Here is an 18,226-nt window from a genome sequence, read left to right on the forward strand (position 1 = left end):
CCCGGTTGAGTGGCCGGATGACCGTGGAATCAGTGGTCGGATACGCGTGGAATGGGTGGCCGGATCACCGTGGAATCGGTGGTCAGATGCTTATGGAATGGGTGGCCAGATGACCGTGGAATCCGCAGCACTGGATCACCGAACAACGCTTCAAAGCCAAGGAAAACATCACGCAGGAAAACCGCGTGCACCCGGTTCCCTTGGAAGAAATTGATGACCGCTCAGAACTGCGCATTGCCAGCAACAGCGGCGAGATGCTGATATTCAGTGGCTCCCACTTGCATGGCACCGTGGCCAACACCACCGATCAAGTGCGTTTCAGTGTCGATTTCCGCCTGATTCACTTGCAAGATCTGATCAACAAGCGCGGCGCACCCAACGTAGACAATGGCTGCGTCGACGCCCACGCCGGTTTTAAAGACCTTTTCCACGCCAAAGATTTTTCCAGATTCCAGGGAGTCAACCCATGACAAAGCGCCGCCTGACTGCTGCGGAAGTTGAGTACAACGAAAAACGCGCCACCGTGCTGAGCAAGGTAGACGCGCAGTACGTTGCCGATGCACCGTTCGTGTTTGCCAACCGAATCACCGTGACAGCCGCGCTATCGCGCATGGAGCTGTTCAAGATGGTGCAGGACGTACCCGGCGCAATCGTCGAATGCGGCGTCTACAAGGGCAACTCATTGATGCTCTACATGCACCTGTCAATGATTCTGGAACCGTATGCAATCAATCGCTCGATCATTGGTTTCGATACTTTCCAAGGATTTGCCAGCATCGACAAAGAGAATGATCCGACGGACATCAACGAAACGATGTTCTCCGACACCGATGACTCGATTCTTCAGGAAATGATCGACACTAATGACCTGGTGCGCCCGGTCAATCGCATTCCGCGCTGCGAGATCATCAAAGGCGACATCCTCGAGACCGTACCTGCCTTCGTCAAGACCCGCCCCGACCTTGTGGTGGCGATGCTGATTCTTGACACCGACCTGTATTCTTCGACCAAAGTAGCCTTGGAAACCTTCCTGCCTTACATGCCAAAAGGTGCGATCGTTGTACTCGACGAAGTCGCCTACCGTAACTTCCCCGGCGAGACCGCCGCATTGCGCGACGTGCTGGATCTGAACAAAATCGAACTCAAGCGTCTCCCGTTCGATTCAACCGTGGGCTATTTCCGCGTCTGATACCGCAACAATCGTCCGATGCCTTGCAGTGGCATCGGACGATCCATCGGCACAATCTTACTCAGGCGCCCTTTCGAGGATCGCCGACCCCCAAGACAGCCCCACACCAAAGCCGCTGAGCGCCACGCGCCTGTGCTGCGAACCGAGCACGTGCTTTTCGAGCAGTAGTGGAATGCTTGACGACACCGTGTTGCCGGTTTCCACCATATCCTTGACGAACTTCTGCTTATATTCGCCCTCGACAAAGCGCGACGACACCGCGTCGACGATCGCGGCGCTCCCCTGATGCAAGCAGTACAGATCGATATCGTCAGCCTGCAACTTGCTGGCTTCGAGCAACTGCTGCAGGTGTGCAGGCACCTTGACCAAGGCGAAGTTGTAAACCTGGCGACCATTCATGAAGAACTTGCCGTCGGTGGTACGTAGGTGCTCGGCACCGGCACCATCGCTGCCGAACAACGACCTGCCCAACTGCCAGGCGGCACCCTCACCCATCCAAGTGGCCGTGGCGGCATCACCAAACAACATGGTGGTGTTGCGATCCTCCGGGTCGACGATCTTCGAATAGGGGTCGGCGGTGATCAACAAGCCGTTTCTCAGGCCTGCGGCCTCCATGAAGCCTTTCATCGCATAAAGGCCGTAGACATAACCCGAACAGCCCAGCGAGATGTCAAAAGCGGCAACCGCTGTCGACAGGCCGAGCTTGTGCTGGACGATCGCCGCCGTATGCGGCAAACCTTCGGCATCACCGTTCTGAGTGACCACGATCACCACATCGATGGATGCCGGGTCCAGGGATGGATTGACAGCGAACAGGTTTTTCGCGGCCTCTACGCAGAGGTCGGACGTTTCCTGGGCAGCATCCTTGCGTGGCAAAAAGGTCGAACCGATCTTGCCGAAGATAAAATCCTGGTCCTTGCCGAATTTCGCGCCCTGGGCGTAGTTGTCCACGCCGTCAGTCGGCACGTAACTGGCGATACTTTTAATGCCAATCATATGGCTTCCCAATTCAGTAACAGCGAAATACCCGCCACGGAACCAAACGGCAAAACGCCAGGCGATGCGGTGGTTTCCGATCCCTGACAATTTGTTCGGAGCGGCGCGGCGGTTCCCGGTTTCGACAATATACAGTGAAGATGCGCGTTCTGACTCTCAAGTCACGCTCTTTTTGTCGAATCGACAAACCGGTGCGGCTGCGCCCACAAAAAAGCCATAACCGCCGCGAGGCGGTCATGGCCTGGCGTAGTTCCGCAACAGATGTCAGGCGATCAACGCCTGCCAATCAACCCGGCCTTCCAGATCAAGGCTGAACAGCTTGCCGTCCAGACTATGGTTGGCGTTATAGCAAGTGTCCTGAGCCAATGCGTGCGCCCAGCGCTCACGCATGTGTGGGCAGGCCATCGCATCGTCGCCCACCAGAACATGCCGTACGGCCTGGGCCTGTGGTGTCCACACTATCAATAGGCCCGCCGCCACTGCTTGCAGGCACAGGTCGACGTGCGCGGCGCGCAGATTCGGTGACTGCTCTTCGAGCCCACCGACAGCGTGCAACAGTTCCGCACGTAGCATGATACAACCCGACACCGCCGAAACACCGTGTTCCACCTGAAGGCGCTGCATGTAACCAGGCGCATCCCTGGATTCGCCGACGAACGCGGCACGTACACCCGCCTGCCCTGCCAGCACAAGCCCAGCCTCGACCACCCGTCCCTCGGGGTTCAGCAACTTGCCACCCACCACACCCACTTCCGGACGCTGGGCGTGATTGAGCATACCTTCCAGCCAGTTGGCGTTAAGCACCTCGAGCTCGCTGTCCAGCAGCACCAGATACTCGCCCTGCGCCTGCTGAATGGCCAGATTGAGCATCGCAACCGGCGCCAGGGCGCGCTCGCTACGGACCACCCGCAACCGGCTCCCTCCTACCTGCAAGCTAGCCAGCCAATCGCACAGCTCGGGCGACTGGCTGGCATTGTCAGCAACGAGAATTTCATGCTGCTGATAGCGGGTGCGCTGCAACAGGCTGAGCAGGCATGCTTGCAACGCTGTGAAGTTGTCCTGGCAGTGCACGATGATCGAAACCATCGGCCGCGCCTCATGCCGATAGTCAACGGCCAACGTTCCCGGACGGACCGACCCGACCGACACCGCATACCCCCGCTGGGCCACATGCTGTACCAGCACGGCACGCTCTTGATCGTGCCGGCTATTGTCAGGCGCAGAGCAGAGCAACAGTGGCTCCGCCAGGTGGGCAAGGCCCGCCATACCTCCTTTGCCGATCAAGCGCAGTAACAGATCGAACTCCAGCGCCTGCGGGTAACGCGCGTCGAACCCACCTGCCTCCAACCACAGGTCGCGACGCACCAGCCAGTGCCGAGCCATCAGCCCAGGCACGCTCTGCAGCATATCCAAGTTGATGCCTGGACGCATGACATCGCTCAGCAAGCCGTTGGCCTGTTCCTGCAATTCGTCCATCGCCACGGCACGCACCCCTTCGACGCCTAGCAACTCGAGCCCAGCACGCATCAGGCCGCCGGCGGTGAACTGATCACCACTTTCGGCCAGCATGATCCAGTCAGTGCCCAGTTGCCTGGCCGCCTCGTTCATGCGCAGAACATGATCCTGCTCGGTAACCTTGATGAAATGCACAGTCTGCTGCGGCTTTGTCACCGACGGCAGCTCTCCAGTGGTCAATACAACCACCTTGAAGGCGCGCGAGTAGCCGTTCATGAGACTGTCGAAGGTAGCCTGGAGCTTGACGATGTCGGCTTCCAGATCGAGCAATAAAATGCCAAAGCTTGGACCGCCATGATGCTTGTCCAGACGCTTGGCAGCCTGGCGTACCAACTCGTCGCCTGGCTCACGAGCCTTGAGCCAATTAAGCAGCCGCCCCGAGGACATACTGCTTAACAACACCTCGTTGTCGAAGCCAGGAAGCGAGTCCAACCGGCACAACCAGTCACGTAATTGCTCCGCTTCGGCCTGGGCTTGGTCGTCCTGCTCCAGTTGCATCAACAGGCGCTCGACCACCGTCCGGTTGAACGGGTTGATGACAAGCGCCTCCCAGAGGCGAGTGCGCAGGGCAGTGGTATCATCACTGGCACGCGCCTGGAGCAAACGCCATTGCCTTTGCAGGATCGATTCCAGTTCGGTGAGCTGATGACGCCCGGCCGGCATGGCATGGATATGGAATTCGATCTCGGTCAGCAAGTCGAAGAACGCCTTGTTGTAGAACGGAAGTTCCACGAACTGCTGCTCGCCAAAGATTCGTTTAGGTTCGTACATCGGTCGCTGCCATTCGGAGCGAACAATCGGGCAAGCTTGTAGCGCACGCCCCGTCAGCAACCCGTCGGCCATGCTCTTGAAGCTTTCGAGGGCGATCTGCTTGACCGCAGCGGCGCCCCTGCTGCTCAACTCGGTAGGAATCGATGCAAGAAACTCTGCAAAGACTTCACGCCCCTGGCGTGACTTCTCGTCCTGCAAGGCAAGCACCGTGAGTACGTTGGTGCCATGCTCAGAACCGCCATAGTTGCCCTCTCGAACCGCAAAGGGAATCGGCAGAATTCGAGCCTTGGCATTGGCCAGCAGGTAGAAAGCGTGGCCGATTTCCTGCCATTCGAAGCTGGTGCCCAACGGCAGCAGCTCATACCACTGCTGCAACAGGTCAGTGCGGGTAACGGCGTAAAAAGGCGGGAGGAACTGGCCCATGAACTCCAGCAAGCGCTGCTCTGGATCTTGCGAACAGTAGTCTTCCTGCACCCGATTATCACGTTTGTAGTACTCGACCTGCGCGCCACCGGGCACATACATCATCCCGTAACCATGGCAAAGACCATAATCAGAGTGCTGCTCAAGGAACTCCACGGAGCGGGTTATGCTGTCATGCAGCAGGAAGTCGTCGACCGCAATGAAGAGCATGAACGGCGTGACGACCTGCTTGACCCCGAAAGCCAGCTTTTCCAGCAATGCAGTGTAAGAAAACTGCGGTAGATGGCGGTAATCGACATCTGGGTAATCGCGAGCAATTTCATCGTCAGCCTTCAGCGACGAATCCAGCACCAGGATGCTGGCCGGGTAGTTGCGGTAGTAGCACAAGGCCCGGCGCAAAAAATCTGGGCGGTTGTGGGTAAGCAACACCAATGTGAGGCGATCCTTGAGCGATGCGTCGCCCCGGTGCTGTACATGTGCTTGCATATCTGCTTCTGCCTGTTGGTTGGTTCAGCGCACTCGGCGCAGGTAGCCATCACGCGCCACGGTGATCAGCAGCTTGTCATGGATTTCGGCATCAATGACGAAGTCCTCGGTTTCCTTCAGGTAAGCCCACACAGCAGTGCGCGGGTTGTCGCCAACACCCCATGGCCGATCAGGGAAGGCATCGGCAGGCATGTCCTCGACCACCGTATCCATCACCACGCAGTAGCAGTCTTGCGACACCAACGGCGCGTAGGCGCGCAGTTCTGCCAGCACGTGGTCGTGGGTGTGGTTGGAATCGAGCACGACGATGACCTTCTTGCCCTCAGCCAGCATCCGCACCCGCTCGACAACGGCCGGGTCGATGCTGGAGCCTTCGATCATGCTGATACGCTTGAACATTGGGTGACTTTCGATGGCTTCGCGATTATGTGGACGGATATCGCGATCGATGCCAAGGACCTCACCATGCCCCACCAACTCCATCATCGACGCGTAATAGATGATCGAACCGCCATGAGCGATGCCACATTCGATGATCAAGTCAGGCTTGAGTTTCCAGATCAGCTCCTGCATGGCAACCATGTCCTGGGGCAGCTGGATGATCGGGCGGCCCATCCAGCTGAAGTGGTAGGTGTATTTGTGCTTGGCCGATTCGTTGTAGAAGACCTGGGCCAGTTCGCCCAGCGCCGCATCGTTGCCTTGGGCACGGATCTCGGCCTGGCATTCTTCGGCGAATACCTGTAGTGGCGTTTTGTCGCTCATTTGCAGCCTCTTGAAAAGTGTTGGCCCGACAGCGTCAGCGGTGCAAGGGCTCGATAGTGGATTGCAGCATGCGCTGCAAACGATCGGTCACCGCCCAGAACGCCATCGGCTCATGGGTTGGATAAGGGTAATAACCAAGATTCAGGCTCAGGCTGGCACCTCGCTCACGCAGACGCTGCTCGACCAGACTGCGCACTGCAACCGGCTGACCACTGGCGCAATTGACCACCCCTGAGAATTCGCGACAGTGCAACACACCAGCCAACTGGCGGGCAGCATCGGTAATCGGCTGAAAGTCGCGCAACTGCTCGCCACCGGACATGGCAAACGATGCCTCGCCGCTATCAATGGCTCGATCGAGCCCTGCCAGCAGGCTTTTGGGGTTCTGCCCCTGACCATACAGGTAGAACAGTCGCGCCCATTGCAGAGTGAATGGCCGATGCAACTGCAATGCCTGGAGGAACTGGTGCAGGCTGTGCTTGGCCAAGCCATAGGGGTTGGCCGGGCGCGCCGGACATTGTTCGTCCAGCGGGCCGCTCTGCATCCCGTACTCGAAGCAGGTGCCGGTGACCAGCACCTGTCGTACACCAGCCTCGACCGCGTGCTTGATGAAGCGGTAGTCGGCCATCAGGTTCTGCTCCAGATGGAACAGCGCCTGGTAGTTGGGCAGTCCCGGCCAGGCCAGGTGAGCAAGGGCATCGATACCATCGACCCAACTGGCCACCGCTGCGGCGTCGGCCAACTGCAGGTCACCGGCAACGAACTCCACTTGGTCGAACCACGCCATCCCCCGCGCGCGCTCGACGTCACGCGCCAAGGCGCGCACGCGACAACCGCGTGCCAGCAGTTCGGCCACCAGATGGCGGCCAACGAAACCTGTGGCGCCGGTTACCAGTACATGCAATGCGGTCATAGCACGGTCAACTCGGGGACGGCGATGACGAACTGCCCGCCCCACTCACGGATGCCGGCCTGCTGCTCGCTGATTTCGTGCAGCAGATTCCACGGCAGCACCAGCACATAGTCCGGCTGTTCCTCGGCCAGACGCTCAGGCGCCACTATCGGAATGCGGCTACCAGGCAGGAACTTGCCCTGCTTGTGCGGGCTGGCGTCGGCCACCCAGGCCAACAGGTCAGCCTTGACCCCGGCATAGTTGAGTAAGGTGTTGCCCTTGGCGGCAGCGCCGTAACCCACCACGCGCTTGCCAGCAGCCTTGGCGTCGAGCAGGAAACGCAGCAACTGCAGCTTGATACGCTCGGCGGCAGGCGCCAAGGTGGAGTAGAAGCCAGCGCTGCGCACGCCCACGTCGTTCTCCAGCGCCAGCAGGCCGGTGACGGCCGGCTCCACCGTACGGCGCTGGCCATCAGTGCGTTGCACGAACACCCGCAGTGAACCACCGTGAGTCGGCAGCTCCTGCACGTCGAATATTTCCAGGCCGTTGCGCTGGCAGAGGATCTGCACCGCCGTGAGCGACAAATAGGAATAGTGCTCGTGATAAAGCGTATCGAACTGGTGCTCGGCGATCAGCGACAGCAAATGCGGGAATTCGAACGTGGCCACGCCGGTCGGCTTAAGCAAGGTGGCGAAGCCACCGAGGAAGTCATTGATGTCCGGCACATGGGCGAGCACGTTGTTGGCCGCCATCAGGTCGGCACTCCAGCCTTCGGCCACCAGTTGCGTCGCCACGTCGCGACCGAAGAACACCTCGCGTATCTCCAGCCCTTCGGCACGCGCCGCATCGGCAGTGCTGCGGGTCGGCTCGACCCCCAGGCAGGGAATACCGCGCCGGGCAACGTACTGCAACAAGTAGCCATCGTTGGCAGCGATCTCCACCACACGGCTGTCGGCGCTCAGCGCGAAGCGCTCGGCCATGCCAGCCACATAGGCTTCGGCATGGCCCAGCCAGGAACTGGAATAGGAACTGAAGTAGGCATAGTCCGCATCGAACAGCTGCTCGGCGCGGGTATAATCCTCGGTCTGTACCAGCCAGCATTGCTCGCACACTGACACCTTCAGCGGTACCCACTGTTCAGCCCCGGCCAGTTGCTCGGCACGCAGGTAGGCGTTGGAAGGCGGCGCTGTGCCCAGATCGATCAACGGCAGGTGCAGGGCGCTGCCACAACCACGGCAATTCATACGGTCACTCCGGTAAAGCGGCTGTCCAGCCAAGGATGCATTTCATCCCGGGCCGAGAGGTTGATCACGGGCAACGGCCAGGCGATGGCCAAGCGCGGGTCCAGCACCGACAGCCCCCCCTCATGCTCCGGGGCATAGTCGGCGCTGTGCAGGTAAAGCAGCTCGGCATCGTCGCTCAGTGCCTGGAAACCGTGGGCGAAACCGGCCGGTACCAGCAAGCTGTTGCCCTCACCGGCCTTGAGGTGCTCGGCATGCCATTGCAGGAAAGTCGGCGAATCGGCACGCAGGTCAACCACCACGTCCCACACTTCACCCTGCAGGCAGGTGATGTACTTGCTCTCCGGCTGCGGCCCGACCTGATAATGTAAACCACGCACGCTACCGCGCCCGCGAGTCAGCGAGCGGTTGATCTGGCGGATGTGGAACGGCGCTCCGAAACGCTCCAGGCTACCTTCACAGTAAAGCCGCGAAAATGCACCACGGGCATCCTCATGGCGGCGATGATCGACGCGGGCTAGGCCCTGCAATGGCAAGGGGTGCAAGGTGTACTCGCTCACAACGACTCCTGATACAAGCTCAACTGGGTCAGACAGACTGCACGCATGTCCATACCCTTACGCCAGGCCAGGTGCCAGCCCAGGGTTCGCTCCAGGCATTCGTTGAGCGTCCAGCGTGGTCGCCAGCCAAGCAGCTGGCGGGCTCGAGAGCTGTCCAGGCGTAGCAGCCCGGCTTCGTGCAGGTCGCTCGTCTCGACCTTGACCCCTGGGGCCAGAGGCCACTGCCCAGCCAGCAACTGGACCACCTCACCGACACTGCGCATGTCGTCGTCACCCGGGCCGAAGTTCCATGCACCTGCATAGCGCTGGCCCTGCTCGTATAGACTGGCGGCCAGCAGCAGGTATCCGGCCAGCGGCTCCAGGGCATGCTGCCAAGGGCGCACCGCCTGGGGAAAACGCAGCGTCACCTGCTCGTCAGCAGACCACGCCTTGAGCACGTCGGGGATCAGCCGATCGGGCGAGAAGTCTCCTCCGCCCAGCACATTGCCGGCGCGTGCGGTTGCCAGGCTCAGGCCATGCTCGGCGTACCGCTCGGCCGGGAAGAATGACGCCGCGTAGGACTGTGCAAGAATTTCGCAGCAGGCCTTGCTGCTGCTGTACGGATCATGACCACCGAGCGCTTCGTTCTCGCGGTAGGACCAGACCCACTCCTGGTTGGCGTAGACCTTGTCGGTGGTGACCACCACGCAGGCGCGCACGCCGCCTACCTGCCGCACGGCCTCTAGCAGATTGAGGGTCCCCATGACATTGCTCGAATAGGTGCCCAACGGGTCGCGGTACCCTTCACGCACCAGCGGCTGGGCTGCCAGGTGCAAGACAATTTCCGGCTGCACTTCGGCGACCAGTTCCAGCAGAACGCCAAGATCACGCACATCACCACGGCGATCATCGATGCCCTCGCCAACCCGTGCCAGATCGAACAGGTTCGGCTCGGTCGATGGGTCGAGGGCGAAACCGGTGACCTGAGCGCCCAGGCTCTGCAGCCAGAGCACCAGCCAGCTGCCCTTGAAACCAGTGTGACCAGTGACCAGGACGCGCTTACCGGCCCAGAACGCGGGACTCAAGCCCACTGTTTCCATGGCGCCTCCCCGCTGCTCCACAACTGTTCGAGGTGGTTCTTGTCGCGCAAGGTATCCATGGGGTGCCAGAAGCCGTCGTGCTCGAACGACATCAGCTGGCCTTGCTGGGCCAGGGTGGCCAACGGTTCGGCCTCCCACGGCATCGCATCACCGACAATATAGGGGATGACCTTGGGAGAGAGCACGAAGAAGCCGCCATTGATCCAACCTCCATCACCGCGCGGTTTCTCGCTGAAACCTCGCACCCGGTCGCCCTCGCGCTCCAGTGCTCCGTATCGACCTGGTGGCTGTACCGCTGTGACAGTGGCGAGTTTGCCGTGACCGAGATGGAAGTCAACCAACGCACCGATGTTCAGATCAGAGACGCCATCACCATAGGTGAAGCAAAAGGACTCCTCGTCTTCCAGGTATCTGGCAACACGACGCAAGCGGCCACCGGTCATGGTATCGTCACCAGTATCCACCAACGTCACACGCCATGGCTCGCTGTAGTTCTGATGCACATCCATACGGTTGGCACGCATGTCGAATGTGACGTCGGAGGTATGCAGGAAGTAGTTGGCGAAGAAGTCCTTGATCGCGTACCCCTTGTAGCCGAGGCAGATCACGAAGTCGTGGATGCCGTGCGCCGAATACTGCTTCATGATGTGCCAAAGAATTGGCTTGCCACCGATCTCGATCATCGGTTTGGGCTTGAGGTGTGACTCTTCGCTGATACGCGTGCCGAGCCCACCCGCCAGAATGACTGCCTTCATCGATTTCCTCATGTGCTTCGCGCCCCAGGTCCGCCCGGGTGAAGGATTTATGGCGATATCGATGGGTATTTGCAGGAAATGCGCCAACCCGCTTAAAGGGCCAACAGTTTTTTAATCCGATGTGGTAGACAACGCAGGCCTTTCCGGCAGCGGCGCCGGCCATGAAAGATGACTGCCCGCAACGACACACTGACGTTTAACAGAGCAGCAAACCGAAAGGGCCATAAGGCAGCCTTATCACAATACACAGAGCGCTATCACGGTGACCAGAAAGCCGTATCAATCCGCCAACCAGCCCCACTCCCAATGGCGCAGGTTGTCATCGCGCAAAACGAAATCACGCATCACCGCCTCGCGCAACTCATCCCCCATGCGATAACTGGAGGCCGGGTCTGCGAGATGCGAGCGAATCGCTTCGACCCATTCCTTGGTGCTGTTGCCATACACCCGCGTGCAAGGCAAATAACCGCGGTATGCCTCGGTATCGGTACAGATAACCGGGTAACCACAGGCGCCGTATTCCAGCAAGCGCAGGTTGCTCTTGCAGTCGTTGAAGATATGGAACTCCAGCGGGGCCAGGGCCAGATCCAGATTCAGGCTGGCAAGCTTGGCCGGATAGTTGGCCAAGGCTACCGGCGGATGAAACTCATGCACGTACGGGCGAAGCTCATCTGGGCACATGCCGAAGAACACCCAATGAACCTCATCCGCCAAAAGCCGAACTGTTTCAGCAATGATTTCCAGGTCTCCCGAATGACTGGTGCCGCCACCCCAACCCACACGTGGTTTCGAGGCCGTTGCCCTCTCGCACTTGAAAGCGCCCCAGACCTCCGGGTCGAGCATGTTCGGGACTACGCGGAAATCACTGTGCATCGAGCCCAGCGCATCTGCCAGCGCCTGGGTGGTAACGACGACACGATCACACAACCCGATTGCGCGGCGCAGGTGCTGCTCGATATCTGCCGGCTTGTTACGGGCATGCTTGTTCTTCTTCGGCGCCTTGAGCACATAGTCGTCGATCTCGTAGATACGCCGCGCACTGGAAAACCTGGCCAGCCGTTCAAGGTCGCTGACCGAGTTTTCGTTATGCCGCAACTGCACCACGATGATATCGGGATTCATGCGGGCGAGTTGGACGGTATCCGGGGACTCGTACGAAACCCGTCCGACAATACGCCCGCCAGCCTCCAGCCGGGCGAACGGTTCGGTGACCCTATACGCGCCAACTGCCGAGGCGTTCACAGGTAAAGCGAGCACCGAAGGCAGCGTCCGCGCGCAGAACGGGTCCCAACTGCCTTGCTGGCTGGCATCCAGGTCGAAATTGACACGCCCCAGCCCCAGGTTAGGATTATATGCGGGATCGCGCACGACCAACGAACGCCAACGCTCGAAAAAGACCGACTGCTGCTCGAACGTCGCGTTTGCGTGAGGCTCGCCAGAGGCTGCTCCAATCGCATACAAACACGCATAGGGCGTCCAGACGACCAGATAACCCAGGCTTCTCGCGCGCAGGCACAGATCGACTTCACCCAACCCCGCGGAAAACTGGGTGAGATCCAGACCATCTAATGCGTCAAAAACTGACTTGCGCACAATCAGACAGTCACCTGCCACCGCACTCCAGTTCTGAGTGACCTGCAGACGTTGCAAATAGCCTCGACTTTGTCCTTCTTCACCCGCACATACCAGCCCTACGCCACCACTGCCGCCTAGAACCAGGCCTGCGTGAACGACCCTGTCATGCACATCCACCAATTTGGCGCCCACGATTGCCACCTCTGGACGCTGAGCATGGTTGAGCAACTCACCTAGCCATTGGCCCTCGCGAACTTGCAGCCCCGATGAAAGCATCAGCAGGTAATCGCCGCGCGCTGTCTTAGCGGCTTCGTTGATCATCCGCCCGACATCGGCAGCCCCACTCAAACGCAATACCCGAAGTATCGCGCCGCCCACCTCGGCCATTGCATGAAGCCAGTTGCCTGCAGCGGGCTCGATATCATCAGCCGCGACCAGTATCAATTCATAGCGCGAATACGTGGTCTGCTCCAGCACCGACATGACGCAGCGCTGAACTATCTGAAACGGCTGGTTACAGGGCAGCACAAGCGTGACGAGTGGCTGCTCGGTGTGCAGATAGTCGACTCGGTTAAGTACAGGCACTTCATCGTGGCGTATCTGGTGAGCGACACCCAGACGATTCAAGTGCTCGTGAAGCACGGGCTCGCTCTGGGCAATTACCGAATCTTGCGACAGCCACTGCGCGAATCCGAGGGTCGAATGCACCTGAATCTCGGCAATATGCTCAACTGCCTGAGGGCCTTTGGCCTCCACCAACCGCCAGAGCAGATCATGCGCCGCCAGGTCTGCAAAACGTGAATCTAGGCCGCCCAGCGTAGCGAACGCTGCTCGATCGAAAGCTAGAGTACGCCCGACGTACGGATAGCTACGCATCAGGTCGATGTTGAAAGCAGGTTTGAAAATCGGCTCGCAGAGCGCGCCATCCACCCAATTATCTTCATCGCTGTAGATACAGCCCAACCCCGGCATGACGGCGATGCGCTCCGCCAGCAACAGCAACGCGGCGTCGACAAGCCTGTCACCCGCATGCAACAGGTAGACCCAATCGCTTTCAGGCAAAGCGGCTACGACTCGATTGATCTGGCCGACCCAGTCCCCCTCCAGCGCATGCTGGGCAACCCCCGACCACACACAGCCTTTGACATCAGATAACACAACGCAATCCTGGGCTGCGTAGCACTGCGCCTGAACGCTGTACACAGTCTGACTGAGCTCATCCAGGCTACCGGCCAGATCCAGTATCACTACGGCAACTCGGGGTTTGCGGGGCCAGGACTCGAAGGTACGGGGCAGCCGCTTGAGCTGTGCAGCACTCAGTTGACGCTCATCCACCCAGGCCTGATAAAGCTCGGCGTAACTTTCACTGTCACTACCGATACGGCAACGCATGGTCTGCTGCCAGTTGCCCAACAGCAACACCAGATTCATCTCGCGCCATTGACCCGGCATGAGCGAGGTGTCCGACAGTGCCCGATAACGTACCCACCCTTGCGCCGGGGCTTGCTCGCCACCACGCTGCTCCAGCATCTGACGCAGCCAGCCCCATTCGCGCACGAGCGATGCCCTCACCGCTGACTGTTTGCTCAAGCGCTGGGCATGCAGGCGTTCAATCACCAGGACATCGCCGACCAGCATCAACTGCCCGGTGCGCATCAAACAGCAGAAGAGCACCATATCCAGCAATGCCACGAACCCCTGATCATCCTGCGTCAATGCGCACAAGAAGCTCAAGACCTGCTCACGCCGCATCATCGCTGAGGAGAAGTTGCCGAGGAAATTAGCCGGGCTATCGTTCAGGATCGACAATATGTCGTTGCCATTGAACAGGCTGTCGGTGTCAACAAACCGGGCATTGGCCAAGCGCATCGGCAGCACATAGCTGTTCTCGTCGACGAACATGCGCTGAGCGAGAACCAGGCTGACCTCGCTATCATCTGCCAGACACTTTGCCTGGCGCGCCACGCATAGCGGCATCAGCCGGTCATCGTCACACAACACCTTGACCAGCTCGCCAGATGCCATCTGCACAGCTTGGACCAGATTGCCGACAAACCCAAGACGGCGCTCGTTACGAACATAACGCACCGTCCTACCGCTCTGCTCTTCAACGCAACGCACGATCGTTTCGATCTCATCCCCTTCACTGTCATCACAGACCAGGACCTCGAGGTTCTCGTAGGATTGCCCCACCGCGCTCTGCAACGCCACGGCGAAAAAGCGCGCGCTGTAGGCAGGAATGACGATGCTGACGAGGGGTTGTTCGTTCACGTTGGAGCCTTGAAAAAAGGGGCTGCGTCAGAGCGGGCACACTGACACAGCGAAGTTGAAACAGGAGGGGAAAGAATCAGATGTAATTGACCAGCGAAAGCCCGGCGACTTTCGCATACGCTTGCAGCGAAGCTTGCAGCATGTTGGTCTGCATCTGCAGGCGCAGCATCACTTCTGCCGGGTCGCTTTCACGGATCGAGCTCTGAGTCTTGGTGTTCTCGGTACTCAGCGCCTCGTTGGTCTCCGACTGAACGTCCAGCGCCTGTCCACGGCCACCGATGGCGCTGACGGACGACGAAACCTGATTGATAGCGCTGGTAATGTTACCCACGGCCGAATCCAGCGAAGCCAGGAAGTTCTGTCGAGCAACCGGATCATTATCCATCGGCGTGGCCAATGCGGTACGCAGCTTGCTGATGGTGTCCAGCGGGTTCTGGGTCTGGTGGGTATCGACCTTGACCGCAAACGAATCGCCCGCACTTGGCGCGCCCGACAATTCGAAACTGACGCCAGCCGCTGTCGCGGTAGTGCCACTCGCCCCGCCGAGCGCCCCAGACGCTATAGGGCGGCTATTGGCAGTAACCGGAGTTGCATACAGCTCGAAGGTGCTGCTGCCGGTGAACTTGAGCACCGCGCCACCGCCCGGGAAAGCGGCCTTGTAGGCAGCCTGATCGGTGATGGTCGCGCCCGTCACCTGCTCGGAGGAGGTATTGCCAGGGCTGCGGGTGCCGGAAACCTCATCGGCCTTGGAACTCAGGTTGAACGTATGCCCTGCGATAGCGGCATCTTCATTACCCTTGTCGCCGTCCTTGAAGGTGATGTCCAGGCGCAGATCGACACCGCGGAAGCTGATGCTGGTGTTGTCGCCATTGGGGTCGAACTTGCCGCCCTGGCTGGCCTCGAGCGTGACGTCATTGCCGTCGACATCGGTGATCTTGTATTCGGTGCTGCTGAGGAATTCGATGGTGTACGGCTCGCCACTGCGGAAGCGATCGTTGTACAGGCTGTTGCCGGATACCTGGCCGTTGGACAGGCTGACACGGCCATCGTCGGTGGCCGGCGCGGTCAGGCTGGTCTGGCTACGGCTGGTGTTGAGCGCCTGCTCGAAGGCGTCGTAGCCGGTTTCATTGGCCGCCAGGCTGAGCATGTCACCCACCTGCAGGTTGAGCTTGCCCTGGTCGCCCTGGTAGCTGTAGGTGCCATCGGCATTGCGTGCGTAAGGCGGGGTATCGCCCTTGGAGCCGGAGAAGATGTACTTGCCGTTCTCGTCCTTGCTGTTCATCAACGAGAACAGCTGGTCTTCCAGCGACGCCAGTTCGTCGGCGTTGGCCTTGCGGTCGGCATCGGTGAACGTACCGTTGCCAGAGCTCACCGCCAGCTCGTTGACCCGCTGCAGGATGGTGCCGATGGAGTTCAGGGTGCTTTCGGCAGTGCCCAGGGCGTTACGTACGTTGACGATGTTGCCGCTGTACTGCTTCAGCATGTTCTGCTGTTGTTCCAGTTGCAGCAGACGCGCCGCCCCCACCGGGTCATCCTTGGCCGAACGCACGCGAATGCCATCGCTTGCCTCCTGCTGGCTCTTCACCGTCTTGGCAAAGTTGCTCTGGTAGTTGGCCTGGTTGGTGTTGTAGAACTGCGAAGTAGAGATGCGTACGCTCACGATCTACGGCTCCTTAAAGACTGTTGATCAGGGTGGCGAAGGTTTCCTGGGCCGCCTTGATGATCTGCGACGACGCGGTGTAGTACTGCTGGAACTTGACCAGGTTGCCGGTCTCTTCATCGATCGACACACCCGAAAGGCCGTTACGGCTTTCCACTGCCGAGGCATGCAGGGCAGTGGTGGCATCGCTGTCCATCTGCGCCTGGCCGGCCTTGCCGCCAACATTGGACACCAGCTTGGCGTAGGCATCGGTGAAGCTGATGCCCTTGCCGTTGGCGCCAACCTCGACCGTGGACTTGGTCTGCAGGTCGATCACCGACAAGGCGTTGCGGTTGTCTGCCGAACCTGCGCCGCTCAGCGCCACGGTATAGCTGTCGCCGTTCTTCGGCGCGCCGGAAACGCTCATCTCGAAGGTGAAATTGCCACCCAGCGAATTGCCGCTGCCATCGACCATCGGCACCGACAGCTGCAGCTTGTTCTCCTGCCCCGGCACGATGGTGCCACTGCCGATTTCGGTGCCCTTGGCGTCGTACATCTTGTAGGCCTGGGGCGAACTGGTGTCATCGCCGAACACCAGCTTGACCGGGGTCGAATACTTCAGGCCAGTCTGCAATTGCGAACGCTGGGCGGCATCGTAGATGTCCATCTCCGAGGTCAGCGTCGGCTGGGTGATGACGCCGGTACCTTTGTTGCCCGATCCACTGGTGGCGGTCAGCGGCGAAGCCAAGGCCAGGCGCTTCGGGTCGGTCAGGACAGTGTCGATGCCTGCGGCGGCATTGCGGGTCGGGGTGATCTTGAAGCTGTCGCCAGCACTCAGGCCACCACCATTGAGCGACAGGGTGAACCCGTCGATCACCGGAGGCGGCGTGTCGGTTAGGTCGAAACTGCCCATGTCGGTGCCTTCCGGCAACTTGCGGACGCTGTAGCCAGTGGCGCTGGTGAAGGTCACCTGGTAATCGCTGGTGCTGAGCTTGCCGGTGTCCTTGATGGTCACATCGAGGTTGCCGGAACCGGCGCTGTTGCCGGTCTTGGCGACACTGCGCTGGCTGATGGCAGCGGCGCTGTTGATATCGCCGAACAGGGTGGCACCGAAGTCACCGTTCTTGTCGATGCCCTGGGCCAGCTGGCTGTTGATCGCATCGGCTACTACCAGGGCCACGCGACCGAGCTCGTTGAGCGCCGGGTCGAGGGTATCCTTGCGGTAGCGGATCAGGCCGCCAAGTTCACCACCGGTAGTGGTGCTGGTGATGTCCATCTTGGTCGAGCCGCGATTGAGGATCAGGCTCATGCGGGTCGGGTCGGTGGCGCTCGGCTGCACGCCGATGGTCTGGGTGGTGTTGCCCAGCACCAGGGCCTGGCCGTTCTTCAGGTAGATGTCGTAGTTGCCGTTCTTCTGTTCTACAACGTCGGCACCGATCAGCGCCGACAACTCGCGCACCGCACCGTCGCGCTGGTCGAGCAGGTCGTTGGGCTGGCCATTGACGGCCGTCATCTTGGAGATCTGGCCATTGAGGTCGGCAATCGACTGGGTCAGGGCGTTGACCTTGTCAGCGATCGACGCCATGTTGGCATTGATGTCGCTGTTCTGCTGGTTGAGCTGCGCCGACAGGGTATTGAAGCGCTTGGCCAGGGACTGCGCGCTGGTCAGCAGCAGTTGGCGCGAGGCGTCCTCGCTCGGCTTGGCCGCAGCGTCCTGCATGGCGCTGAAGAAGCTTTTCAGTGCAGCAGTGATACCGGTGTCGCTACTCGACAGGGCGGTATCCAGCGGCGTGATCTGGTTCAGGTACGAGGTGGCATCGCTGCTCAGCGAGGTGGTGCTGCGCAGCTGGTTCTCGAGGAACGCGTTATAGACCCGGCGCACATCCGCCAGGGTAGTACCGCTGCCGATGAACACCTGGCCGACTTGCTGCCCGCCCTTGGTCTTCTGCACGTTCTGCTGGCGCGAGTAGCTTTCGACATCGGCGTTGGCGATGTTGTTACCGAGGGTGTACATCCCCGATTGCGCGGCGCCAAGCCCCGACATACCAATGTTGATCAGACTCGCCATGGTT

At 60.0% G+C, this 18,226-nt stretch carries 12 protein-coding genes and 1 pseudogene; 2 read left to right on the forward strand and 11 right to left on the reverse strand.

What is annotated here, in order from left to right; genetic code table 11:
- Positions 1–116: 116 nt before the first annotated feature.
- Together WM94_RS11490 and WM94_RS11495 are read left to right on the forward strand one after the other, a co-directional pair.
- A pseudogene (locus tag WM94_RS11490) lies at positions 117–470 on the forward strand (hypothetical protein); the annotation flags it as partial.
- On the forward strand, positions 467–1,189 hold the full coding sequence (locus WM94_RS11495; protein WP_061305655.1) for a TylF/MycF/NovP-related O-methyltransferase: 723 nt from the start codon (positions 467–469) through the stop codon (positions 1,187–1,189). The pseudogene WM94_RS11490 and the gene WM94_RS11495, both read left to right, overlap by 4 nt.
- Before the next feature lie 57 nt (positions 1,190–1,246).
- On the opposite strand, the gene WM94_RS11500 is transcribed toward WM94_RS11495, so the two are convergent.
- The 11 genes from WM94_RS11500 to flgK form a co-directional block, all read right to left on the reverse strand.
- Complete coding sequence (locus WM94_RS11500) at positions 1,247–2,185, reverse strand: ketoacyl-ACP synthase III (RefSeq protein ID WP_054573102.1); 939 nt, start codon at positions 2,183–2,185, stop codon at positions 1,247–1,249.
- 264 nt (positions 2,186–2,449) lie between these two features.
- A complete protein-coding gene (locus WM94_RS11505) occupies positions 2,450–5,380 on the reverse strand; it encodes a TIGR00180 family glycosyltransferase (protein WP_061551253.1) in 2,931 nt (976 codons plus the stop codon).
- A 24-nt stretch (positions 5,381–5,404) separates the two neighbouring features.
- A complete protein-coding gene (locus WM94_RS11510; RefSeq protein ID WP_054573100.1) occupies positions 5,405–6,142 on the reverse strand; it encodes a cephalosporin hydroxylase family protein in 738 nt (245 codons plus the stop codon).
- A 34-nt stretch (positions 6,143–6,176) separates the two neighbouring features.
- A complete protein-coding gene (locus tag WM94_RS11515) occupies positions 6,177–7,055 on the reverse strand; it encodes an NAD(P)-dependent oxidoreductase (protein ID WP_061551254.1) in 879 nt (292 codons plus the stop codon).
- Positions 7,052–8,278: a class I SAM-dependent methyltransferase gene (locus WM94_RS11520; protein WP_061551255.1), complete on the reverse strand. Its 1,227-nt coding sequence runs from the start codon at positions 8,276–8,278 to the stop codon at positions 7,052–7,054. Before WM94_RS11520 ends, WM94_RS11515 begins: the two co-directional genes overlap by 4 nt.
- Entirely contained in the window at positions 8,275–8,835 is a 561-nt protein-coding gene (locus WM94_RS11525; RefSeq protein ID WP_061551256.1) for a dTDP-4-dehydrorhamnose 3,5-epimerase family protein, read from the reverse strand. The genes WM94_RS11520 and WM94_RS11525 overlap by 4 nt, the downstream gene beginning before the upstream one ends.
- Positions 8,832–9,914, reverse strand: a complete 1,083-nt coding sequence (gene rfbG, locus WM94_RS11530; RefSeq protein ID WP_061551257.1) for a CDP-glucose 4,6-dehydratase — start codon at positions 9,912–9,914, stop codon at positions 8,832–8,834. The genes WM94_RS11525 and rfbG overlap by 4 nt, the downstream gene beginning before the upstream one ends.
- Complete coding sequence (gene rfbF / locus WM94_RS11535; RefSeq protein ID WP_054573095.1) at positions 9,896–10,669, reverse strand: glucose-1-phosphate cytidylyltransferase; 774 nt, start codon at positions 10,667–10,669, stop codon at positions 9,896–9,898. Before rfbF ends, rfbG begins: the two co-directional genes overlap by 19 nt.
- A gap of 279 nt (positions 10,670–10,948) precedes the next feature.
- On the reverse strand, positions 10,949–14,515 hold the full coding sequence (locus WM94_RS11540) for a glycosyltransferase (RefSeq protein ID WP_061551258.1): 3,567 nt from the start codon (positions 14,513–14,515) through the stop codon (positions 10,949–10,951).
- A gap of 76 nt (positions 14,516–14,591) precedes the next feature.
- Positions 14,592–16,175 carry a flagellar hook-associated protein 3 gene (locus WM94_RS11545; RefSeq protein WP_061551259.1) on the reverse strand — a complete coding sequence of 528 codons (1,584 nt, stop codon included), beginning with the start codon at positions 16,173–16,175 and terminating at the stop codon, positions 14,592–14,594.
- 13 nt (positions 16,176–16,188) lie between these two features.
- A complete protein-coding gene (gene flgK / locus WM94_RS11550) occupies positions 16,189–18,222 on the reverse strand; it encodes a flagellar hook-associated protein FlgK (protein ID WP_015271235.1) in 2,034 nt (677 codons plus the stop codon).
- Between the last annotated feature and the right edge of the window lie 4 nt (positions 18,223–18,226).

The sequence above is a fragment of the Pseudomonas sp. ABFPK genome, assembly GCF_001586765.1.
Lineage (GTDB): Bacteria > Pseudomonadota > Gammaproteobacteria > Pseudomonadales > Pseudomonadaceae > Aquipseudomonas > Aquipseudomonas asiatica.